The organism is Flagellimonas algarum (assembly GCF_040513375.1).
GTDB lineage: Bacteria > Bacteroidota > Bacteroidia > Flavobacteriales > Flavobacteriaceae > Flagellimonas_B > Flagellimonas_B algarum.
Map to the genome: position 1 here is coordinate 46,741 of NZ_JBEVTG010000002.1, position 24,172 is coordinate 70,912.

16 protein-coding genes and 1 tRNA gene are annotated in these 24,172 nt (G+C 46.7%); 10 read left to right on the top strand and 7 right to left on the bottom strand.

Translation table 11 applies throughout. The features are described from left to right. Positions 1-3 precede the first annotated feature (3 nt). A complete protein-coding gene (locus tag ABV409_RS07390) occupies positions 4-1,281 on the bottom strand; it encodes a M14 family metallopeptidase (RefSeq protein ID WP_353876938.1) in 1,278 nt (425 codons plus the stop codon). A 213-nt stretch (positions 1,282-1,494) separates the two neighbouring features. On the opposite strand from ABV409_RS07390, the gene ABV409_RS07395 reads away from it, so the two are divergent. The 3 genes from ABV409_RS07395 to bshB1 are packed head-to-tail and all read left to right on the top strand — an operon-like array spanning position 1,495 to position 4,825. After that, entirely contained in the window at positions 1,495-2,901 is a 1,407-nt protein-coding gene (locus ABV409_RS07395) for an MATE family efflux transporter (RefSeq protein ID WP_353876939.1), read from the top strand. 35 nt (positions 2,902-2,936) lie between these two features. Beyond that, positions 2,937-4,109 (top strand): trans-sulfuration enzyme family protein, encoded by a 1,173-nt coding sequence (locus ABV409_RS07400; RefSeq protein WP_353876940.1) that lies wholly within the window; start codon positions 2,937-2,939, stop codon positions 4,107-4,109. Beyond that, positions 4,106-4,825: a bacillithiol biosynthesis deacetylase BshB1 gene (gene bshB1, locus ABV409_RS07405; protein WP_353876941.1), complete on the top strand. Its 720-nt coding sequence runs from the start codon at positions 4,106-4,108 to the stop codon at positions 4,823-4,825. The genes ABV409_RS07400 and bshB1 overlap by 4 nt, the downstream gene beginning before the upstream one ends. On the opposite strand, the gene ABV409_RS07410 is transcribed toward bshB1, so the two are convergent. The 3 genes from ABV409_RS07410 to ABV409_RS07420 all read right to left on the bottom strand — a co-directional run bounded on the left by ABV409_RS07410 (position 4,826) and on the right by ABV409_RS07420 (position 11,052). Then, entirely contained in the window at positions 4,826-6,916 is a 2,091-nt protein-coding gene (locus ABV409_RS07410; RefSeq protein ID WP_353876942.1) for a tetratricopeptide repeat-containing sensor histidine kinase, read from the bottom strand. A gap of 135 nt (positions 6,917-7,051) precedes the next feature. After that, positions 7,052-9,001, bottom strand: coding sequence for a sensor histidine kinase (locus ABV409_RS07415; protein WP_353876943.1), 1,950 nt, complete (start codon positions 8,999-9,001; stop codon positions 7,052-7,054). Between the two features lie 89 nt (positions 9,002-9,090). Next, positions 9,091-11,052 (bottom strand): tetratricopeptide repeat-containing sensor histidine kinase, encoded by a 1,962-nt coding sequence (locus tag ABV409_RS07420; RefSeq protein WP_353876944.1) that lies wholly within the window; start codon positions 11,050-11,052, stop codon positions 9,091-9,093. Between the two features lie 172 nt (positions 11,053-11,224). On the opposite strand from ABV409_RS07420, the gene ABV409_RS07425 reads away from it, so the two are divergent. Further along, positions 11,225-11,300 (top strand) — tRNA-His (locus ABV409_RS07425). Positions 11,301-11,414: 114 nt separating this feature from the next. Here the strand turns inward: ABV409_RS07425 and ABV409_RS07430 are convergent. After that, complete coding sequence (locus tag ABV409_RS07430) at positions 11,415-12,824, bottom strand: vanadium-dependent haloperoxidase (RefSeq protein ID WP_353876945.1); 1,410 nt, start codon at positions 12,822-12,824, stop codon at positions 11,415-11,417. A gap of 165 nt (positions 12,825-12,989) precedes the next feature. Between ABV409_RS07430 and ABV409_RS07435 the strand changes: the two genes are divergently transcribed. The 3 genes from ABV409_RS07435 to ABV409_RS07445 are packed head-to-tail and all read left to right on the top strand — an operon-like array spanning position 12,990 to position 17,278. Next, positions 12,990-14,015 (top strand): LacI family DNA-binding transcriptional regulator, encoded by a 1,026-nt coding sequence (locus ABV409_RS07435; protein ID WP_353876946.1) that lies wholly within the window; start codon positions 12,990-12,992, stop codon positions 14,013-14,015. Positions 14,016-14,064: 49 nt separating this feature from the next. Beyond that, positions 14,065-15,792, top strand: a complete 1,728-nt coding sequence (locus tag ABV409_RS07440; protein ID WP_353876947.1) for a purine-cytosine permease family protein — start codon at positions 14,065-14,067, stop codon at positions 15,790-15,792. A gap of 7 nt (positions 15,793-15,799) precedes the next feature. Next, positions 15,800-17,278, top strand: a complete 1,479-nt coding sequence (locus ABV409_RS07445) for a mannitol dehydrogenase family protein (RefSeq protein ID WP_353876948.1) — start codon at positions 15,800-15,802, stop codon at positions 17,276-17,278. A gap of 93 nt (positions 17,279-17,371) precedes the next feature. Here ABV409_RS07445 and ABV409_RS07450 read toward each other — a convergent pair whose 3' ends face one another. After that, complete coding sequence (locus ABV409_RS07450; RefSeq protein WP_353876949.1) at positions 17,372-18,931, bottom strand: M28 family peptidase; 1,560 nt, start codon at positions 18,929-18,931, stop codon at positions 17,372-17,374. A gap of 50 nt (positions 18,932-18,981) precedes the next feature. Continuing rightward, complete coding sequence (locus tag ABV409_RS07455) at positions 18,982-19,830, bottom strand: AraC family transcriptional regulator (protein ID WP_353876950.1); 849 nt, start codon at positions 19,828-19,830, stop codon at positions 18,982-18,984. A gap of 114 nt (positions 19,831-19,944) precedes the next feature. Here ABV409_RS07455 and ABV409_RS07460 point away from each other — a divergent pair, with 114 nt between their 5' ends. From ABV409_RS07460 to ABV409_RS07470, 3 genes are read left to right on the top strand one after another with little or no spacing between them, the layout of a single operon-like run. Beyond that, positions 19,945-20,862, top strand: a complete 918-nt coding sequence (locus ABV409_RS07460) for a dihydrodipicolinate synthase family protein (RefSeq protein ID WP_353876951.1) — start codon at positions 19,945-19,947, stop codon at positions 20,860-20,862. After that, positions 20,863-22,452, top strand: coding sequence for an aldehyde dehydrogenase (NADP(+)) (locus tag ABV409_RS07465; RefSeq protein ID WP_353876952.1), 1,590 nt, complete (start codon positions 20,863-20,865; stop codon positions 22,450-22,452). Beyond that, positions 22,452-24,170, top strand: a complete 1,719-nt coding sequence (locus tag ABV409_RS07470; protein WP_353876953.1) for a DUF885 domain-containing protein — start codon at positions 22,452-22,454, stop codon at positions 24,168-24,170. The genes ABV409_RS07465 and ABV409_RS07470 overlap by 1 nt, the downstream gene beginning before the upstream one ends. Positions 24,171-24,172 lie beyond the last annotated feature (2 nt).

Consider the following 24,172-nt stretch of genomic DNA (forward strand, 5'->3'; position numbering starts at 1 on the left):
GGTTTATTCGGCCAAAAGCAAACGCATCAATTCTTCAGCCGCCACCTTGCCTTTTTTTTTCAAAAACCAGCGAGGGGTGTTATCACCCAATTCAAAGACGATCGAAGGCATATTATGCGCTTTGAAAAAATGGTTTCTTGAGACCATGGTAGGTTCCAACTTGGTCGAAGCGCTTACATTGGTCTTTTTACCGGGTAGGCGTTCACCGATGGCCGTGATCCAATCAAAAACGATCTTGCCCCGTTCGCCGGTTACGACAGTATCCAACGGATAGTAAATGTCGTCCCAGGTCGAATGGAAATCGACCCCGAAGTCGAACGTTTGGCCTTCTGCCTTCTTCGCTATCAGAAAATCGCGAACGGCCCGTGTTTCCGGTTGATGGAATGCCGACCAATCCCGGTTGAGGTCGATTCCACCCATATTATGGCGCCAATGCCCGTTATCGACGCCATCGGGGTTGACCAAAGGAACATTGTATACCGTATATCGTTCACGGAAAGCCTTGGCCTGCGGGCTGTCACCTGCCAAAGTCTCGACAAAGGACTTCATCGCCAAAAAACCGGTCACTTCAGGAGGGTGCTGCCTAGAGATCACCACGACGGACTGCTTGGCTTCGGACGAATTGATTTCCATCAGCCGTAATGCCCTTCCTTCCCTACTGTACCCGATTATTTCTTGTGCTATAAAAGGAGCTTGGGCCAAGGAGTCGATCCATTGATTGACACGGCTTGAGGGATATAGTTCTTGCGCACTCACCCAAGTCGGCTCTTTTTTGATAGGGAGGGTAATGGCGATGGCTTCAGGAGCGGCTTTAATGCCAAATTCCCCTTCGCCTGTATTGATTTCTCGATACCTCAAACTATCGAGGGGAGTGAAGTGCAAGCCATCAGTACTGATTTTCGGGTAATACCGACTGCGGATATCTTGATAAGAGAACTCGATCTCGATTTCCGAAGCTTGGGTACCCCAAACCTTGAATGCGTACCACGGGCTGACGTTTATCGGGGTGTTCTCGGCGGTGATCCAAATGGTAAAGCGGTTGCCACCATCGTGGGCGACCCCGTTTAGTCTGGCTCCATCAAAAGCATTGCTGAAAAAGACGGTACTGTCCTTAAAGGCCCAAGTACCTTTCCATTGTCGTTGTACCGGTTTGGTCTTCGTCGAAACCAAAGGGGTAGGGCCTTGACCTTGGTATCCGGAAGGCGGTGTGCCGGGTTCGCTACTTTTACAGGAAAGCAACAATAGGGGAATCCCGAGAAAGAGTTTGAATACGGATTTCATAAGGTTGGATTTCGTACCGGAAATGTATTGAATTTTACAGTTTGTGAAACTTTTATTTTCCAATACTGATTTTTTTTGCACTTTTGTGCCACTATGAAGTTATAACAATTATGTACGGTACGGATGTCCATGGAGCAAAATCCATGTAGTGGTTTGGGCAGGGCCTGGATCCGACATTCTTTCTTCTTTCATTAATTGCATAATGCTATAACTATGACACAACATAATTTTTCAGTAAAAAACTTTTTTAGACTCTTTTGGGAAGCCGTAAGCGGTAAACATCATGATTTTACCAGTGGAAGCATCCGAAAAGCGATTTTCATGCTATCGATTCCAATGATCCTTGAAATGCTCATGGAGAGTATATTCGCCTTGGTCGATATCGCTTATGTTTCACAAGTCAGCGTCAATGCCGTTGCGACCATCGGGCTCACCGAGTCGGTCATTACCTTGATTTATGCAGTGGCTATAGGCCTTAGTATGGCCGCTACCGCCGTTGTAGCCCGTAGGGTAGGCGAAAAGGATATCAAAGGGGCCCGTGAAGCTGCGGTTCAAGCGATTTTTTTGGGCGTACTGGTTGCCGTGGTTTTCGGGGCGATCGGGTTCATGTTCCATAAAGAGATTTTGGCCCTGATGGGGGCCGAGCCGGATTTGATCGCTGAAGGCGCAGGATATACCAAATGGTTGATAGGGGGTAACCTGACCATCATGTTACTGTTTTTGATCAATGCCATATTTCGTGGGGCAGGGGACGCATCGATCGCGATGTGGACTTTGGTGCTTTCCAATGGACTAAACATTATTCTGGACCCTATTTTCATTTTCGGCCTTGGGCCGGTACCCGAGTATGGGGTCATGGGGGCCGCCATAGCCACCAATATCGGTCGGGGTACGGCGGTTTTGTTCCAGATCGGTATCTTATTCTTCGGATGGGGCAAGATCAAACTGCTACTCAAGGATGTGGTGCTCAACGTCAAGGTAATGTTCAATTTGATCAAGGTTTCCTTAGGTGGGATCGCACAATTCTTGATCGGCACGTCGAGCTGGGTCTTTTTGATGCGCATCATGTCGGAGTTCGGAAGTGAGGTCTTGGCAGGATACACCATTGCCATTCGGGTCATCATGTTCACCTTGATGCCCGCTTGGGGTATGAGTAATGCCGCAGCCACTTTGGTCGGGCAGAATTTGGGGGCCAAACAACCGGATCGAGCCGAACGGTCGGTATGGAAAACAGGGAAATACAACGCCTATTTCATGGGCTTGGTCTCTATCGTGTACTTGGTTTTCGCCAAAGAGATCGTGAGCTTGTTCAATGCGACACCGGATGTGGTAAAATATGGGGCGCTATGTCTTCAGATTTTCGCGGCAGGTTATGTGTTTTACGCGTACGGAATGGTGGTAGGAAATTCATTCAATGGTTCAGGGGATACCAAGACCCCGACCAAGATCAACCTGATCGCTTTTTGGATGTATCAGATTCCTTTGGCCTATTTTTTGGCCCTGGTTTTGGATTTCGGGGCAGTTGGGGTGTTCGTTACCGTGACCACGGCACAGATACTTTATGCCATAATCGCCATTGTTTGGTTTCGAAAAGGAAATTGGAAGACCGTTCAGGTTTAACTTTCGTACCTTTAATCATCGCTTAAAACCCAGTTATGAAAAAAAACTTTAAAGGGATAAATACCATCTGCACCCATGTGGGTGCCGTTGACGACGAACAGTTCAAAGGCGCGGTATCACCCATATACATGGCCTCTTCCTATGCTTTTCAAGATGTGGAGGTCAAACGCTATCCGAGGTATTACAATACCCCGAACCAGGAAGCGCTAGCCTTGAAAATTGCGGCCTTGGAACATGCTGAATCGGCAATGATCTTCGGCAGTGGTATGGCAGCGATTAGTCATGCCTTGATGGCTTTTTTGAAGGCTGGAGACCATATCGTATTTCAGCAAACCTTATATGGAGGTACTTATAATTTCGCGACTACGCAGTTGGAGAAATACGGTATTTCCTATTCCTTTACCACAGGTTGGGAAGCCGAAGACTTTTTAAATGAGATCCAGCCCAATACCAAGGTCCTTTATATCGAGACACCGTCGAACCCGTTACTGACGATTACCGACATGGAAGCCATCGCCCAACTGGCGAAGTCAAAGGGGATCGTGACTATGATCGACAATACCTTCGCGAGCCCGATCAATCAAAATCCGATCGATTTCGGTATCGATATCGTAATCCATAGTGCCACCAAGTATATGGGTGGACATTCAGATCTGTGCGCTGGGGCGGTCGCAGCATCGAAGGCCCATATGGATCGTATTTGGGAGGCTTCGATTTGTTTTGGGGGGAGTTTGAGCGATCAAACCGTTTGGATGCTTGAACGCAGCTTGAAAACATTGGGTCTTCGGGTTGAAAGACAGACCCAAAACGCCCTGCGAATGGCGCATTTCCTTCAGGCGCATGAAGCGATTGACGCCGTGTACTATCCGGGACTTGAAGCGCATCCAGGGCATGAACTGGCCAAAACCCAAATGCATGGTTTTGGGGCAATGCTTTCATTTGAGTTGAATCAGGAATTGGACTATGAGGCGTTTATGGCTTCTTTACAATTGATCAAACCATCAATGAGTTTGGCGGGGGTTGAAAGCACCGTTACCTCCCCGGTCTTGACTTCACATTCTTTGATGTCACCTGAAGATCGGGCCGCACAGGGTATCCGTGACGGTTTGATACGTTTTTCAGTCGGAATCGAAGAGCCAGAAGATTTGATGGCGGATATTGAACAGGCGGTTAAACTAGTGCGAAACAAATCCGTATTGGCACGATGAAGGTAGATATTTTGGTGTTCGGCGCACATCCCGATGATGCCGAATTAGGGGCGGGGGGAACCATCGCCAAAGAAGTGGCCAATGGAAAGCGAGTAGGGATCATTGATTTGACCCGGGGAGAATTGGGCACCCGGGGTACCCCAGAGATTCGGGATGCGGAGGCGGCCAAAGCGGCCGAAGTACTCGGAGTTGCCGTTCGTGAAAACCTGAAGTTCGCCGATGGGTTCTTTATAAACGACAGACCCCATCAAATGGAGGTCATCAAAATGATTCGGAAGTATCGACCGGAAATCGTGCTATGCAATGCCGTTGAAGATCGGCATATCGATCACGGTAAAGGCAGCAAATTGGTCAGTGACGCCTGTTTTCTAAGCGGGTTGACCAAGTTGGAAACAAGTTTGGATGATGGAACGAAGCAGGAAGCATGGCGTCCTAAGGTCGTATACCACTACATTCAATGGTTGAATTTGGAACCCGATGTGGTAACCGATATCAGCGGATTCATCGAACTAAAGAACGAGGCGATATTGTCGTATGGCTCGCAGTTTTATGACCCGAACAGCGATGAGCCCGAAACGCCGATAAGCAGCAAAAACTTTATTGATAGTGTGACGTATAGGGCACGCGATCTAGGACGGTTGGTAGGTGTTGCCTATGCTGAGGGCTTTACCGTAGAGCGTTTTCCTGCCGTCGATAGTATTACGGATTTGATCTGACTATCCGGCCTTGCGATATTTTTTGGTGATCTTGGGTAAGGTAAAGTAAAACGTCGATCCTTTTTTAGGAATACTTTCGACCCAAATTTCTCCTTTGTTTTTCACGACCATTTCTTTGCAGAGCGACAAACCAAGCCCTGTTCCTTTTTCATTATTGGTACCATAGGTAGTCACGTTCGAACTATCCGAGAAAATTTTTCGTTGGGTTTCTTCGTTCATTCCGATCCCTGTATCGCGGACCATGAATTTCCAAACCGCTGGTCCTTCTTCAGCTTCAATGGTAATCAAGCCATTGTTCGGTGTGAATTTGATGCTATTACTGATCAGGTTACGGATGACGATATCGATTTGATCTTCATCGACCAGTACCATCGGATTTTCTGGAAGCTGGTTCAGGATCTTTATGGACTTGTTCGCGGCCATTTCAGCCAAAAGATTGATGTTATTGGCGACCAATTTTTGGGCCGAGACCACTTTCGGACGGGTTACCGTACCCTTGAGCTGGGCTTGACCCCAGGTCAAAAGATTGTTCAGGGTAAAGGAAATATGATCGACATCACCCCTTAACTTGGGAATGAACCCAAAGAAATCCTCTTTTGCGATCTCGCCCGTTGCGAACAATTTCAACAAGCCTTGCAAGGCCCCGATGGGCCCCCTGAGGTCATGACCGATGATGGAGAAAAGTTTGTCTTTGGTCTTGTTGATGCCGTTGAGTTCACTTTCACGTTCCCTTAAAATCTTGGTTTTGACTTTTAATTGCCGGTATAGTTTCTTTTGTTTTTTCTGGTTGAGGTACAACGGTATCAAGGTGCCCAACAAAATGGCCAAGATCAAGACCGATACGATGACGATGGTGCGTTGTCGGGCCCTGACCTTATCATTTTCGGCCATGAGCAATTGCTGCTGGCGATCGTAGTTCAGTTTGCTTTTCAGTAAGGTTAGGCTACGTTTGTTCTCATCTCTTGAAAGCGAATCTGAAAGTCGGTGGAATATTTCGTGATAGACCAAGGCTCCTTGGTAATCTTTCATATTGCGATTGACTTCATAAAGGGTTTCCGAACAATCGATTTGACCTTGTAGTGACTTGATACGCATTGAAATCTCAAACCCTTCCATTGCGTAGCGACCTGCAATCGAGTCTTTTTGTAATCCCAAATGTGCTTTGGCCGTACCGTTCAATAGGTCGATTTTACCGCGTTCGTCTTCCAGGTCATTGTGAACGATTTCGCTCTGATCGAACCAATATAAGGCCCAACGGTATTTGCCTTGCCCCAAATAGACTTCCCCTTTTACCGAATAGGCAAAGGCCAACCAATCCAAGACCCCGAACTTTTCGAAAGTGCTGATGGCTTGGTTCACATGGAACATGGCATACTCATAGTTGCCGGTGTCCGTATACAAGGAAGCCATATTGCTCATGGTTTCGGCCGAAATGACCTCATCACCGATACGTTGGTTGATTTTCTTGACCTTTTCATAAAATTCCAAGGCCTGGGAATATTCCTTTTGGGAAGCATAAAGATTCGCCAGGTTTTCGTTGAGGATGGACAACATGTGATCATTTCCGCTGTCCGTTGCCAAAGCAATACCTTCCAGATAACCTTTCAAGGCCATTCCATAGTCACCCGAATAGGCGTATTCGGATGCCAAGTCGTTCATTACCTGAAGCTTCAGCTTCGTGTGTTGAATGGAATCCGCTAGTTTGAGTGTCCGTTTGTAATAGGAAATCGCATTTTCACTGTTGCCCTTATCGGAATAATAATCGCCAACATTGTTGAAGGCACTGCTCATACCTTCGATATACCCTACCGATTCGCTTAACGAAGCTGCTTTTACCGAAAGTTTTAATAGGCTGTCGGCCTTAATGAACCGGTATTCCTTACCGAGTTTTATAAGTAGGTTGATGTAAGTGGTATCAGTAGCAAAAGTATGGCTCGACTTTTCCAACTTGGCGATTTTGGCCAAAAGGGATTCCCGCTTGTTTTCTTGGGAAGTAGCGCTAATAGGGGCAATGAGACAACATAATGCCAAAAAAGCGCCCATAGCAAAGGCACGGTAGTTATACGCTGTGTAGGTCAAGTTGTTGGGCATCAACTAGTTTATACTGTTCTAAACTATACCCATAACGCAGAAAATCCGGAAATAATGTAGTAAAACCTTAAAAAAAGTGTGTTTTAACGTAAAAAACGTGTAGTTCATCGATCCTTTATACGATAACCTTGAGCCTCAGGACTGTATTTTCGCCAAATCGAAGTTGATTTTAAAACAGCTCCCTTCACCATCGGTACTTTCGACCTTGATACGACCACCATTCAAAGCGATCAGGTCTTTACAGATCGATAGCCCGAGCCCTGTCCCTTTTTCGTTTTGGGTGCCAGGTGTCGATACCACAGCACCTCCTTCATTGAATGATACGACCTTTTCCATGGATAATCCGATGCCGGTATCGCAAACGAACAAGTCGATCGATCGGTCGCCTTTTTCGGCCCCGAACCGTATGCTACCCCCATTCCGATTGTATTTGATGGCATTGGAAATCAGGTTGCGAAGAATGATGTTCAGATGTTCGGGATCGATAAGGAGGCTCATATCGGGATCGAAGTTGCAAACAATGGTCAACGCTTTTCGATCAATGGCTTCCTGGTACAGTTCGCAAACTTCGCTTGCAGCAGCCTTGATTTTCGTCGGTATGGGTTTAGGTTCAACCCCTTTCATTTGTGATTTGGCCCAATAAAGTAGGTTGTTCAAGGTGAAGGAACTGTGATCGACATTCGCCTTGAGCCTGGGGACCATGGTCGCAACCTCACTTGCTGAAAGCGATTTATCGTTATACAAGGCCAATAACTCCTGTAGGGTTCCAATAGGGGCTTTCAAATCGTGGCCAATGATCGAAAATACCCGGTCTTTGGCCAGATTCAATGCCTTAAGTTGTCCGTTGGTGTTCGCTTGTTCCCGGGCGTTTTTTCGCACTAATAAAATAATCACAACCAAAGCCAGAAGCACCACTACGGTGACATAGGTGATTACTTTTTGTTTTTCCAGCCGCCTAATGTTGATCATTTGGGCCAATTGCTGTTCATTCTCATAATTCAGTTTGGCCCGATACAAGCGCAAATGCCTTCTGGAATCATTTAAGGCAATGGTGTTCTGTATTTCGAAAGAGGCATTCGCATGTTGGTAGGAAGCGTCTATGCCTCCCCGCGCTTTGTACACTTTGCTCAACACCAAATGGGCATCGGCCAACGCGATCGAATCATGAAATCGCTCTGCCAAGAACTGTGCTTCAGCCGCATGATTTTCAGCAAGGTCGAATTCGGACTGTGCGAGGTATATATGGGAATACTGGGTCTCCACCTCTAGATTGTCACGGTCATTTCGTAACAGTCTAAGCAAGCTATCGGATCGCCGGTTAAAGATCAAAGCTTTGGATAAGGAGTCGACGCCCAAGTAATACTTTGAGATGACTCGATAACATCGTGAAAGCCAAAGAGGATCTTGACGATTTTTTAGTTTTTGAACACTGGCAAAACCATATTGACGTGCCGTTTCGTAATTTTTAAGGCGTACATGGTTCAGGGCCATGTTCGATTTTGTAATGGCTTCAAGGTCGTCGGTGCCCACCACCATCCACAAACTATCGGCAACGGCATATTCTTCGTTCGCTTCCTCAAATAGCATGCTTTGACTATATAGAAAACCGAGATTATGCCTTAATCGGGCTTCTTCTTCGACTAAACCGTTCGCCCTAGCTAAGTCAATGACCTCATAGAATACCGTAATCGCTTTTTTTAGATTGAGATCGGAAAACAGCTGAAAAGCCAAACTTTTCAAAACTTGGACTTTCAATGAAGCATTCGACGAGCCTTCTATTTGATGTTGGGCCTGTTCATATAAGGCCATGGCTTCTACATTCCCACCAATATCCGAATGGTAATCGCCCAAGCGGGTGTTGCCCAGGATATTGCCATCGGTATATTGGATTTTTCCACTTAGGGCAATAGCCTTTTCCGCATAATATTTAAGGCTGTCCGGTTTTCTGAACCGGTATTTGCGTGCAAGGGCGTTGTAGCAATCGACCAAAGTGTTCAAACCGGCATCCGAACCCGATTCCAACTTCCTGATTTGAATCAATAAACTGTCTTTTTCGGATTGGAATTGACCCTTTGCCAGTGGCATGGACCCTAATACGAAAAACACCCACAAAAGCCTATGAAATGTCATAAAACATCCTTAAGATGTTGTTAAATATAAGTAAATGACAGGTCTTATGGAATAACAAAGCGAAAACGACTTCCACTTCCCCGTTGGCTTTCGACGGTCAGGCTTCCTCCATTCAAACGGATGAGTTCGTCGCAAATGGCCAATCCGAGACCGGTTCCTTTTTCCTGTGCTGTTCCGGGGGTGGAGTCTGTCGGATTCCCTTCGAACAGTGTAGCGATCTTGACTTGATCCATTCCGACCCCTTCATCACGAATCCAAACTTCGGTTCCCTGGCTTGTAGTGGTGCTTCCAAATTTGATTTCACCTCCTTCCATGCTGTATTTTATGGCATTGGAAATCAAGTTTCGGAGAATGATGTTCAGGTGCTCCTCATCCATTCGGATGCGGGTCGAGGGGTCAAAAGTGCATGACATGACCAGTCGTTTTTTGCTAATCGCCTCGTTAAACAAAGCACATACCTCAAATGCCGCTGATTTTATCGGTACCTGGACAGGAACGGGTTGGATTCCGTTCATTTGTGATTTGGCCCAGAACAACAAATTGTTGAGGGTAAAGGAACTATGGTCGACATTGGCCTTTAATCTTGGGAAAACGGCCGCGATTTGCTCATCCGATAAACTGCTGTCATTGTATAATTCCAACAACTCTTGAAGGGTCCCAATCGGTGACTTCAAATCATGACCGATGATCGAAAAGACCCGATCTTTTGCGGCATTCAGTTCTTGGAGTTTGCGGTTAGCGGCTTTTTGTTCCCTTATGTTTTTTCGAATGAGTAGGATGATGGCCGTCAAGGCCAATAATAATACTAAGGAGGTTAAGGTAATTGCCCGTTGGCGTTCGAGCACTTTGTCGTTTTCAATTTCGGCCAACTGCTGCTCATTTTCAAAGTTGCTTTGGGCCTGTAGCATCAGCAGTTTGGTAGCGTTGTCTTCGACCATAATCGAATCGGAAAGTCGTTGCGCCGCTTCCAAATGTTCAATTGCGATTTCTGAACGATCCATCATGCGGTTGATGCGATATAAAAGATCGGATACCTGGATCTGCCCTTCAAAATAGGTAATGGCCTTGGCTAAGCTGTGGGCCTTTATGGCATAATCTTCGGCTTGGGCAACTTCCCCATTGAGGAGATAGGCCTCGGCCAGACCAAGGTACACATCGGTTTCCCGCTTTTGATCGCTCATGTTTTCCAAAAGTTCCATGGCCTTGGAATAATGCTTGAGTGCCTCTTCGAAGTTCTTTTCCTGTATGGCGATACCACCTAAGGTGATGCAGGCAAAAGACTCCCAAGCCCCGAATCGATTCTCTTGAAAGACCGGTATGGCGGCGTAGGTATATTTTTTCCCTTTTTCGAACTCGTTCTTTTTCCAGTACAGATAACCGAGATTACTTTCGACTTGCGCTTTCTGTAAACGATCATCAGACGATTTCAAGATATCAAGGCATTTGTCGTAATAGGTCAACGCCTGTTCATAATCTTTAATGATCGAAAAGGTGGTGGCCAGGTTCATGTTGAACGCCAACTGCATTTGTTGGTTCGATTGCGCTTCGGCCTTTTGAAACCCTTCTTGATAGAGCAAATAGGTTTTCGGAAAATCCTTTTTAGCATAATAGCCAAGTCCCATTAAATTGATCACCGTTAAATGGATGCTATCGGCACCGGCCGTCGCACTCAGTTGATACGCTTTATCAGCGAATTCAAAACCGGTATCGAAGTTTCCGTTGAACAGATGGTAGCTGGCCAATGCCAGCTGGGCCCCCGCCTTGCCCTTGTCGTAACCAATGGCATCACTGAGTTCCAAGGCGCGATTCGCCATATGGAGTACACTGTCTTTGTTTTGATAGATGTACGCCCTAGCGAGTTCGTAAAGGTTTTTGATATAGGTGGTGTCGCTCGGATTGAAATCGGGTCGTGACTCGAAGTCGGCTTTGATATTACCCAGGCTATCAGTCAATTTTTCTTGGGCCCGACCCGGGGTCTGCGATAGGGCGAATAGGGTAACGGCCAACAAACATCGGCATATGGAAATACGTCCTATGTGAAGCACAGACAATACGATGGGGGACAATTTTAAACCTAAGGTACACTTTTATAGGTAAGTACGTATGCCCCAAGCTTGAAATACTATTATTATTTTGAAAGGTTTCACAAAATGATTTACCTTTGCCCTCGCTTAAAATGGTGGTTGTAGCTCAGTTGGTTAGAGCGCTGGATTGTGGTTCCAGAGGTCGCCGGTTCGAACCCGGTCTTCCACCCTTTAAAAAAGAAAAGCCCGGGACGATCGTCTTGGGCTTTTCCGTTTTATACCCGTTGCTTGCAGCGTGGCGAATTGGATTGGGCGCAGCTGAGTTCACCCCGGCACCAAAAAAATCAGTTCGACAACTGCAATCCATTGACCGCTTCGGCGATTTCATACCCCAAGCGTAATCCTTCAGTAGCGTCTTCAAGAATATGTACACCCAGGGGTACCCGAGAATAGGCGTTCTCATAGGCCATTTCGGTAAAGGAGTCAAAACTACGAGGTGTTCCATTGAACTCGGTGACATAGTCAAAACCGAGGTAGGTATTATCGGTAAAGGCAACATCATCGGTTCCGAAAAAGGCAATGAACACCCCACCAGCGGCACCTGCAAAGGTGGCGTGTCCTGAAGGGTAACTCGGAAAGGCCGGGTTGGGCGCCACGACGAATCGTGCCAAATTGGTGGTGAATTCCTTATCGATAGTCTCGTTGATATAGGTGCTTGGGCGTTGGGTATTGTAGGTGTACTTATCGTCCCAAGCCGACACAGCGGCATCGTTTAGTGCGAATCCCAAACGTAACAACAGCTCCAAAGTACGTTCATAACCCAGTTCATATTGTGCAATGAGCTGATTGGCGATCGAAAACTGCCTTCCTGGTGGACTGATCATCAATCCCTCCACATCATCCGCCCAAAATTCAGCGATCCACAATTCCTCTGCATTGTCGGTGGCTGCCGCAGTGGCCGTTTCGTATACAGCGGTCATACTGGTATAATAGGCACTTTCGGCCTTGGTACTGTAACTGAACAAGGAAGTGAAAGGAGTAGTGCTGGTCGCTTCTGGGCCAATGGCGAAGGTCCTCACTTCACGCCAATACGGAAACCACGCATCTTCGTTCTCCCCGGCAGCCCAAAGTCCTTCACCGACAGGGGCTATGTAATCAGCTGGGGTGGGGTTACGAATTTGATCCTCACCAGCTTCATCGGTTTCACTATAGGCGATAACGCGTCGGGCGACATGGCGCCCCCAGCGTCTCGACCGTTCGATGACCTCTTCGCTCAAACCTTGTGAGTAGGTTTCAAGTTTTTCATTCCTGAACTCCGAGATCGAAGTTTGGGCAAAACCGGCAATGCTGAACATAAAATGCGATAAGGCTTCGCCGTACGCCTCGTTCAAAGCGATTTCAAGATCGATATCGGTTTCGAATACATCGGTATCTATGGAAAGTTCATTGAACCTTTGGGTATTCGAATTGTAAGTATCCATGAATGGCACGGCCGTTTCGTATCCGGTCAAATGGATATAGGCCAAACTTCGGGTTACGCTGTTCGGCCGCATGTCGATGGTGTGTTGGTCGATCGTAACGAATAGATCACTCCATTGTACGATCAATTCGGCTGTGGAATCGGCTAAGTTGATGGTTTCGGTTTCCGTTGCATCCGAATCACCGATTACAGGGTCATCATCGGTGGTACAGGCGTTAAAGATCAAGGCCATACAGGCCAAAAGGAACAGTGTTTTGTTGTGATATAACTTCATAGTATTAAGAAATTGTTTATCGATTGGATGTCAATTCCTTTTAAAACCTTGTGTTATTAATAAAACTTTATGATTTAAGGACACTAGTTTCGTTAAGTACATTTTTCAAGAGAATCGAACATTTCATTTTTTATTTAATCGTTTAAACAATTATATTTGATGGCTATGGAGCGGCCAAAGAAAGTTTCATTAAAGGACATCGCCGAGCGGGCTTCCGTTTCGACGGCCTTGGTGTCGTATGTGTTGAACGGTCGCCATTCGAATCGTATCAAAACGGAAACGGCAGATCGTATCAAGGCCATCGCCGCTGAATTGGACTATCGTCCGGATTTTTTGGCTAAAGCATTAAAGTCGCAACGCACCTATACCATAGGATTGGTTTTAGCCGATTTGGCCAATCCGTTTTCAGCTCAAGTTGCCCGCATTATCGAGAATGAGGCCCAACGATCCGATTATATTGTTTTAATGGGCAGTACGGATGAGAACAAAACCGCTTTTCGGGAAGTGGTCTCTAGTTTTATCGATAGACAGGTAGATGGCATGATCTTGCTACCTGCAGCCAAATGTGAAGACGAGATCCAACGTGTTCATGACAAGGGGATCCCTTATGTTCTTATGGATCGCTATTTCCCTCAGAAACCGTTCAACTTTGTGATCAACGATAATTATTATGCGACCTACACTGCGACGGAACAGTTGATCCGAAGTGGCAGAAAACAGATCGTACTGGTGACTTTGGACATTCCGTTAAGCCATATCGAAGATCGGAAGAAAGGGTTTTTGGATGCGTGTCGAAATTCGGGCATATTAGGGTTATGTCTGGTTAGGGAGGTGAATGGAAACAGATTGGGAGTAGAGGTTGCCGAGGCTTTGGACATGCTTTTCGAAACCAATGCGGAAATCGATGCATTATTGTTCACCACCGACCTGTTGGCACTGTATGGAATGCGATATGCCATTAAGAACAAACTTAGGGTGCCGGATATGATCGATATCATGGCTGTTGATGAAGCTCCGTATTACGATATTTTTCCAAGTAAGATCACCTATTACAAACAACCCTTGGAAAAAATGGGGCGTAAGGCTATGGATTTTTTGATATCGAAAATCGAAAATGATCAAGGACAAACCATTCAAGAAATTATAAAAGGAAACTTGGTTTTACCCAATACGAACCAAGGAGACCTCTAAGATTTAGATATTTGTTTAAACGATTAAATAAGTCAAACCACTGAATAACATGGATCAGAAATCGCAACAGTTTTCCGAATTGAAAGGTTTGGATGAGGAACAACTTCCCGTACCAAAACATCGCTTACATCATTGGACCCATTTTGCTGGGCTCTATGCTGCGGAACATGTAGCAGCGACCGAATTCGTTATTGGTGCGACTTTTGTCGCATTGGGGGCCAAGACCATGGATATCCTTCTTGGGTTGCTTATTGGAAATCTTTTAGCCATTGCAAGCTGGTCGCTGATCACCACACCGATTGCAGTTGACACCCGACTGAGTTTGTACACCTACCTACAAAAGATTGCCGGGAAACAGATGGCAACTTTATACGATTGGGCCAACGTGCTCATTTTTACGGTGATTTCAGCGGCAATGGTAACCGTTTCGGCAACCGCAGTACGTTTTGCTTTTGATATTCCGGCCCAATTGAATTGGTACCCTAGCAATGTATGGTTCGTGCTTGTGGTGGTCCTCGTGGGATTGTTCGTTGTCTATATCGCCATATATGGATTCAAAGCGGTTTCAGAATTTTCCGGGATATGTGCACCATGGTTATTCGTGATGTTCACCAGTGGGGCCTTGGTGCTTTTGCCTGAGTTGTCGATGAGTGTCAACGGAAATCTATTACCTAACAATTGGGACGCCTTCATTACTATGGGAGACCATGCTATTTGGACAGGATTGGATAGCAATGGGGAACCTGGTATCGGCCTGGTCGAGGTCATTGGGTTTGCATGGGCCGCGAATACGATTACCCACTTTGGATTGATCGACATGGCGCTCTTACGTTTTGCGAAAAAGAAGAGCTATGGGTTGGCGACCGGTACCGGGATGTTATTCGGTCATTATGTTGCATGGATCGCGGCCGGTATCATGGGGGCCGGTGCTGCCGTAATCCTCGGGAAATCCATCGTCGAACTTGACCCGGGTGACGTGGCCTATTATGCTTTGGGTTGGTCAGGATTCGTAATCGTCATCGTAGCCGGTTGGACCACGGCCATAACCAACTTATATCGGGCCGGATTGGCCGCCCAAGCCATTTTTACACGTAAATCGCGGAAAAAGACCACCTTGGTCGTTGGTTTGATCATGATCATTATTGCTTGCTTTCCATTCGTCTTCACCCAAATGTTGCCGCTGCTGACATATGCGGGCCTTTTGGTGACCCCTGTTGGGGCTATTGTGTTTGCCGAACACCAACTCTTCCCTAAACTTGGGTTGACCCCGTATTGGTCCAAGTATCAAGGGTACTTGCGGCGTCTCCCGGCCATTGCATCTTGGGGCATCGGCTTGGTTTTCGGATTTACACTGAATTACCTAGACCTTATGTCTTTTTATTATTTATTTCTCCCGACTTGGGTATTTACGATCATCCTATATACCATTTGGGCAAAATATAGTGGTGCGGATAGGAAATATGAATCGGAACGCAATAAGGAGAAAGCCCGAGAAACCTTGGTGGAAGCGTATCAAGAAGATTTACGGCGACAGGAAGGGGTTTTGCAATCTATACCATCAAGAGGTTCGAAAATTTTGAAAGGGATGGGATATATCGCTTTGTTTATTACGTTGATCCTAGCGATCAACGTGCTCCTAGGTAGTGAGGATACCACATCCTATGAATCGCAACGCGAGCTTTTCTATCGCTATGGGTTCATTTGCACCATCGCTTATTTCATTTTAGCCTTTATGGGCTTGCGGTTGAAGAAGAGGCAAATTGTAAATAAAGAATAAAGAATCTATGGAATTGCAGCAAGAGTCCATTAAGGACCTAAAACAGGATGTCCTCCGGCCGAATTATGATCGGTCGAACCTCAAAACCGGTGTGGTACATATTGGGGTGGGTGGCTTTCATCGTTCGCACCAGGCATTTTACCTGCATCGTTTGATGCAAGTGGGCAAAGCTTTCGATTGGGCCATTTGTGGTCTTGGTCTTCGTGAAGAAGACCGAGGGATGCTGAAAGATTTAAAGCAACAAGATGGATTGTACACCCTCTTGACCCAGCACCCAGATGGTAAGAACGACTGCGAGGTCATCGGTTCAATGAAGGAGATGCTATTGGCCCCTGATGATCCGCAAGCGGCCATCGCGAAATTGGCCCATCCCGATACCCGGATCGTGGGTTTGACCATTACGGAGGGTGGCTATAATTTCAATCCGACTACGGGACATTTTGATTTTAGCAACCCCGATATCGTCCATGACCTTACCCAACCTGCTGTTCCAAAATCGGTCTATGGCTATCTTGTCGAAGCTTTGCGCAGGAGAAAGCGAAACGGCATACGGCCTTTTACCGTTTTGTCATGTGATAACATTCAAGGCAATGGTTCGGTGCTGCGCCGGATGACCTTGGCCTTTGTTTTGAAACAAGATCCGGACATGGCCAAATATATAGCCGATCATGTCAGTTTCCCAAATAGTATGGTCGATCGGATCACTCCTGTAACTTCACCGGAGATCAAAGAAGTTCTTGAACGCGGCTACGGCATTGTCGATCGACGTCCCGTAGTTTGCGAACCTTTCATACAATGGGTCGTTGAGGACGACTTTTCGAACGGTCGTCCCGAATTGGGGGAAGTCGGGGTCCAATTTGTGAACAATGTGGCCCCTTATGAACTCATGAAGATCAGGTTGCTGAATGCTGGGCATTCGGTCATTGGTATTCCAGGGGCCATATCCGGATTGCCGACCATTGACGCTTGTATGCAAGATGGGATTTTCAAACGATTCTTGAGAAGGTTTCTTGATGAAGAAGCCACTCCGGTACTAGGGAAGATCCAAGGGTTCGATATGGAAGGTTATAAAGACGATTTGATGGTCCGGTTCGCGAATCCGAACATCAAGGATAATGTCTCCCGGATTTGTTCCCAAAGTTCCGCCAAGTTACCCAAGTTCCTGATACCTACCTTGCGAATCAATCTCGCCTATGAAGGCAGTATACGGTTCGCAACTTTTGTTTTGGCTGCCTGGTGTTATTATAGTGATGTGGGGAAGGACGAAAAAGGGCGAAGTTTGGAAATCATTGATGACAATAAGGAAACCCTCCATCTAGCGGCTTGGGAAACAAAAACGAACTTGACCGCTTTTTTGGAACAGCCCGAACTGTTCGGTGATTTGACCGAAAACGTTCGGTTCGTGAAAGAATATGTTTCGATACTCGTGCAGATTTACGAGCAAGGTGATATTCGTTCCTTGATGAAAGATCTATTCTGTTTATAGCTTCTTTCCCTTTAATACTTGGCTATCTTGACCATTATGACTTTACCTTGAAGTAAAACCCATTTTCAACATTAACTAGTTAAGGGTAAATGTTTACTCAATAGCCTTGTCAACGGCTACTTTCGTTTCGCGGTTGGCCACTTCCCAAGCGGTGTGGAATATCAATTGGGTTCGATTTTTCAACAAATCGTAATTGATCTTGTCCGGGGTATCGGTCGGGCGGTGGTAATCGGCATGGGTACCATTGAAATAGAAGATAATCGGAATATTGTTCTTGGCGAAATTATAGTGGTCACTGCGGTAGTAGAAGCGATTCGGGTCATTTTCATCATTGTAGGTGTAGTCCAATTCGATTTGGGTGTATTTGGTATTGACGGCTTCTGAAAGTTCGTGTAGTTCCGTACTTAACTTATCGGACCCGATCAAATAAATATAGTTGCGATCGCCTGTTCTTTTGGGATCGATCCTACCGATCATATCGATATTGAGATTGGCAACCGTTTGCTCTAAAGGAACCAAAGGTTCGAAATCAGTATAATAACGCGATCCCAGCAAGCCTTTTTCCTCTCCGGTGACATGGAGGAATACGATGGAACGTGCGGGCCCTTTACCATCGTCCTTGGCTTTTTTGAAGGCTTCGGCGATTTCAAACAAGGCCACCGTTCCCGATCCGTCATCGTCGGCACCATTATTGATCCTGCCGTCTTCAGTCATGCCGATATGGTCTAGGTGTGATGAAATAACCACATACTCATCCGGTTTGCTGGTCCCTTTCAAAATAGCCGCAATATTTTCACTATCGATGGTATTGCCGGCGCTGCTCACATCCAATTTTACCTGTGCGGGAATCACACGGGCAGCGCTGTTATCAAGAATATCGGGCAATAAAGTGGTGACGGCCTGATTGTTCAATAGAATGACGAAAGCATCGGTCTTATCGGCCTTAAGACCCATACGGCCGCTTTTATTCCCTTTCATGAAATTGAAAAAGCGGTTATAACGTGCATAGTTTTGTGGGTCGAAATACAGTACGCCCTTTGCACCTTTCTCAATCGCCAATGCCGTTCGTTTCCCCATCGATTCCGACATGTTGCTCCAATCCGATTTCTCGGTCGTGCCAGACACGCGATACGTGCCGTCGGCATTTCGCGGTTCCCCTGATTTGGCCAACAGGATTTTTCCCGATACATCGATTCCATCGTAGTCCGAATAGTTTTCATCTTCAATGCCGTAACCGACATAAACCACCTCGTTATAGATTCCTTTGGCTTCGGTAAAGGTGAGCACCTCACTGCCCACTATAAGGCGGTTACCATTAATGGTTATGCTGCCTTCAGGCACCCCATTGGTCTCAAGGGGAACGGTTTGTTTGTAATCTCCATCACTTTTTACCGCGGGTATGCCAAGGGCCTTATATTGATCGATAATATATTCGACCGCCTTTTTTTGCCCGGGTTGCCCTGTTTCGCGGCCTTCAAAGGCATCAGATGCATAAATATAGAGGTGTTCGCTTAACTCAGGTTCGGTAATCGATGCGGCAAATCGTTCGGGATCGTTTGGTGTAATGACGGACTGTTGGTTTTCTCCCATGGTCTGCTGGGAGCTAGAACAACCAACTGCCAACAAAAGGATGAAGGCAAAGGGGATTTTCATGAGTTGAGCTTAGTTCAAGCGCTAAAATAGGGAAACAAAATGAACTTCAATCAATTAGCCGATAACATTGCCTTGCGATAGGCACTCGGATTTTGGTGTTTGAACTGTTTGAAGTACTTATTGAAATTCGAAATGGTAGGAAATCCCGACCGGGTTGCTACCTCAGCGATCGAATACTCCGGAAAATCGATCAATTGCTGGCAGGCATGCGTGATACGGACTTCCATAACGAACTGAAAAAAGGTCTTTCGGGTCCGCTGTTTGAAAAATCGACAGAACGCGTTGGGGGTCATAAAGACCTTTTCGGCCACTTGTGACAATTCGATCTCATGCTGAAAATGTTGCATTACGTAGTCATAGGCGGTTTGCAGGCGCTCGCCCTGCTCCGATTTCAACGCGCGATAGTTTTCATTGCCGAGGCTTTTGGTAGAAAGGCTTCCCAACTGCCGCAACAGTTGCAAAACCCCTAACACACGATCGAACCTTTCGGTGGTTGGCAAGGAATGAAAGAAATCGACTATGGCTTGTCCGCAATGCGCTAATTTAAATCCATACTGCACCTTCTCGAAGAAAGGTTGTAAGGCATTCATTTCCGGGGCATCAAGGAAAAAGCGATTGAAGGCGGTGCTTGCAAAGAAGATACTCATCATATGGGATTCGGTATCGCTGGGGTCGCTTTTAAAAAGGTGGGGGAGTTGGGGTCCTAAGGCCACTAGGGTTCCTGGGCCATAGTGATGGATCGAGTTGCCTACGATCAATTTCCCACTACCCGCAATAAGGTAGCTGAGTTGAATTTCCTCATGTTGGTGTAGGCGATCATAGAAGATGCGATCTCGATCTTCTTGCACGATCAGCTGCTGTTGGGGAGCCTTGGGAATGACGAAAGGATATACCTTCATATAATCGTTATTGATCCAATATATTGACTAATTAGGTTAATATATAGGTAAAAGTAGCTAATATCTGCGTATGCTATCCTTCTCATTCGAATTACTTTTACAAAAAAACAGGAAATGTCGACACTACAATGGAAAGGGGTAATGCCCGCGGTGACCACCAAATTTACCGATGATGATCAATTGGATATCAAGGGGTTTGAAAAAAACATCAATGCCCAACTTGACGCTGGCGTACATGCGATAATACTTGGGGGCACTTTAGGGGAAGCGAGTACGCTGACCCATGAAGAAAAAAAGCTATTGACCGAATCTTGCGTCGAGATCGTAAAGGGGCGTGTCCCGGTTATTTTGAACATAGCCGAACAATCGACCAAAGCTGCGGTAGAAGCTGCGGCGAATGCCCAGGATTATGGTGCTAGTGGCCTTATGATGTTGCCCCCAATGCGCTACAAATCGACCGATCGTGAAACAGTGGCATATTTTGAGGCCGTAGCGTCCAGCACCGATTTACCCATCATGGTCTACAACAATCCCGTTGATTATAAAATTGAAGTAACTTTAGATATGTTCGAGACTTTATTGCGGTACGATACGATACAAGCGGTGAAGGAATCGACACGTGATATTTCCAATATTTCGCGAATCAAGTCCCGTTTCGGTGATCGGTTAAAGGTGTTATGCGGGGTAGATACGTTAGCCTTGGAAAGCCTATTGATGGGCGCTGAAGGATGGGTGGCCGGCTTGGTCTGTGCCTTTCCGATGGAGACCGTCGCGATTTATGAATTGGTCCAAGCGGGTAGGGCAGAGGAAGCCATAGCGATTTACCGTTGGTTTCTACCATTATTGGAGCTCGATATCAGTCCACAATTGGTGCAGAATATCAAACTTGCCGAAGTAGCCACGGGTATCGGCACTGAGAACGTGCGCCCTCCAAGGCTTCCGCTAAAAGGACAGGAAAGGGAACGCGTAGAACGGATTATTGAAACAGGTTTGGCAAATCGACCAAAGTTGCCGGACTATAAAAATCTTTAAATGGGGCAATTAACAGGTAAAAACCACATTGGATCGCAACGGTCGTCTGATGGCGAAATTCAATTCACCACCTACGACCCTGTTCAAGATCAAAGTACCGCACAATTATTTACTGAAGCCACATCAGCCGAAATCGATTCTGCCGTAGGTTTGGCAAAAGAGGCTATGCACGAATACGGTGCACTTCCTGCCAAGCAAAAAGCGGAATTTTTGCGGGCGATTGCCGATCAAATCGAACAATTGGGTGACGATTTGATCCAGGTGTATTGCCAAGAGACCGGGCTACCGGAAGGCCGTGCCAAAGGGGAACGCGGGCGGACAATGGGCCAACTGCGGTCCTTTGCCGATTTGGTCGAAAAAGGAAATTGGGTACAAGCGACAATCGATACCGCACAACCAAATCGACAACCCGTTCCCAAACCGGATTTGAGAAAGATGCGACAACCCTTGGGGCCCGTTGCGGTTTTCGGGGCCAGTAATTTTCCTTTGGCCTATTCCACAGCCGGTGGCGATACGGCCAGTGCCCTGGCAGCAGGCTGCCCTGTTGTCGTGAAAAGCCATCCAATGCATGCAGGTACGGGGGAGTTGGTAGCCAATGCCATCACCAAAGCAGCGGCTGAGACTGGGATGCCTGCTGGCGTTTTTTCGAATTTGAACAGTAGTGGTATTGAGGTAGGTGTCGCTTTGGTCAATCACCCAGGGATCAAGGCGGTAGGGTTCACCGGCAGCATCAAAGGAGGTCGTGCCTTGTTCGATTTGGCTTCGAAACGCGACGAACCGATACCCGTATTCGCAGAAATGGGAAGTACCAATCCGGTCCTTTTATTACCCCAAGCCATACGTGAACAAGGCACCGAATGGGCCAAAAGTTATGCGGCTTCCATTACTTTGGGGGCGGGCCAGTTCTGTACCAACCCTGGTTTGTTGTTCGGTTTGAAGGGAAGCGATTTGGATGCCTTTGTTACCGACTTGTCCGAAGCCATAGAAACCATCGAACCAAGTTGTATGTTGCACCCCAACATCAAGCGGAATTACCAACACAATAAAGAGGAAGTACAAGCGCAAAATGGGGTAACCGTAGTCGCTGAATACACGAACGACGTCCCACCGAATTCTGCACAGCAAGTAGTGGTGAAAGTTTCAGGAGAGGCCTTTATCAATAACCCCAAACTACATCAAGAAGTTTTCGGTCCTTTTTCCATGGTAGTCGCCTTTGATGACCACGAACAAATGCGAGCCGCCATCGATCAGTTGGAGGGCCAATTGACAGGAACGATCCTGGGTAATGCCGAAGAACTGGAAACCTATGGAGCCCTGGTCAATGCGTTGAAAAGTAGGGTAGGGCGGTTGATATTCAATGGAGTGCCCACAGGTGTGGAAGTCTGTCCTGCGATGCATCACGGCGGACCATATCCGGCCTCAACGGATAGCCGTTTTACCGCGGTGGGGATCCATGCGATCGATCGTTGGACCCGGCCCATGAGTTTCCAAAACTGGCCCGATTCCGCTTTACCGCAAGAGTTAAGGGATGCCAATCCCCTAGGAATTACACGTCTCGTAAATGGGGAATTAACCGCTAAAGCATTGTAATGGGACGCATTTTGATCGGACTTGTTTTGATATACCTGGTTTGCGGTTGCACGACATCCGAACCGGAAGCATCGCAGGTGCTGGCTGGGGTTATTGCGGACTATGAGGATTTCAAGGTCTACGATAGGGAAGAATACCCCTTGGGTCTGCATACCGACAGTATCTATCGTATCGAACGGGACGCGGCAAGCAGTTGGCTGGATCGATTGGAAACCATCAATGGGGATGACTTGTCGGAAACCGAATGGATTTCTTGGGAAATGCTGCGATTTATTCTAAAGAATGAAATCAATGCCTATGATTTCAGAATGCATTTCAACCCCATACAATCCGATCAAGGGTTTCATCTCAACTTGAATTACAGGATCCGTCCTTTGCTTTCCGAAACCGATGCCGAACGTTATCTCAAGCTATTGGCGGCGATACCCGCCTACACCGAACAACACTTTACCCTGCTGCGTAAAGGTTTGGAAATGGGAATCTCGCAACCGAAAGTGATTTTTGAAGGCTATGCGTCCACCTACGATACCCATATCGTTAGCGATGCATCCAAAAGTGCTTTTTTCACACCCTTTGAATCGCTACCCGAAACAATATCGGCACAAAAACAAGATTCGCTAAAGGAAGTAGCCATACAACGGATCACTAACGATGTAGTTCCCTCGTTCGAAAAGATAAAACGGTTTTTCGAAGAGGAGTATATCCCAAAGACGCGCGATGCCATCGGGGTTTCCGCAACCCCTAATGGAAGGGGATTTTACCAAAACCGAATCGATTATTACACCACTTCCGAGGCGTACGATGCAGATAAGATCCATCAACTCGGTTTGGCCGAGGTCAAACGTATCCGTGGTGAAATGGAGGGGATCATCGCCGATTTGGGTTTCACGGACGGTTTCGATGCTTTTTTGGGTTTTTTACGGACCGACCCGCAGTTTTACGCTGAAACGGGGGATGCATTGTTGATGCACGCACGTAATATCGCCAAGAAAATCGATGCGCAATTGCCTAAGTATTTCAAGACGCTGCCGAGAAAACCGTATGGGGTGATCAAGGTCCCCGATGCCATAGCACCCAAGTATACCGGTGGCCGGTATTCGGGTACTTCAAAAGATACCGAACCGGGTTATTATTTGGTCAATACCTACAAGTTGAACAGTAGACCTCTATATGTTTTGCCTTCGTTGACCGCCCATGAAGCGGTTCCTGGACACCACCTACAAGGTGCGTTGAACCTGGAAATGGGCGATAGTATCCCCAACTTCAGAAAGCGTACTTACCTGTCCGCTTATGGTGAGGGTTGGGCGCTGTACACCGAATTCTTGGCTGACGAAATGGGTATTTACGAGACGCCTTACGAGCAATTCGGAAAACTGACGTATGAAATGTGGCGGGCTTGCCGTTTGGTGGTCGATACCGGTATTCATGCCAAAGGTTGGTCGAAACAACAAGTACTCGATTTCATGTTGGCGAACACGGCCTTGTCGGTCCATGAGGTCAATACCGAAACGGATCGATACATCGCTTGGCCCGGACAGGCCCTATCGTATAAGATCGGGGAATTGAAAATCAGGGAACTCAGGACGAATGCCGAATCCCAAATGGGAAACCGGTTCGACATCCGGGAATTCCATGAAATCGTATTGGAACAAGGTACGGTTACCCTTCCTATTTTGGAACGACGCATTAGAACCTATATGAACTCCAATAACGACTGAAT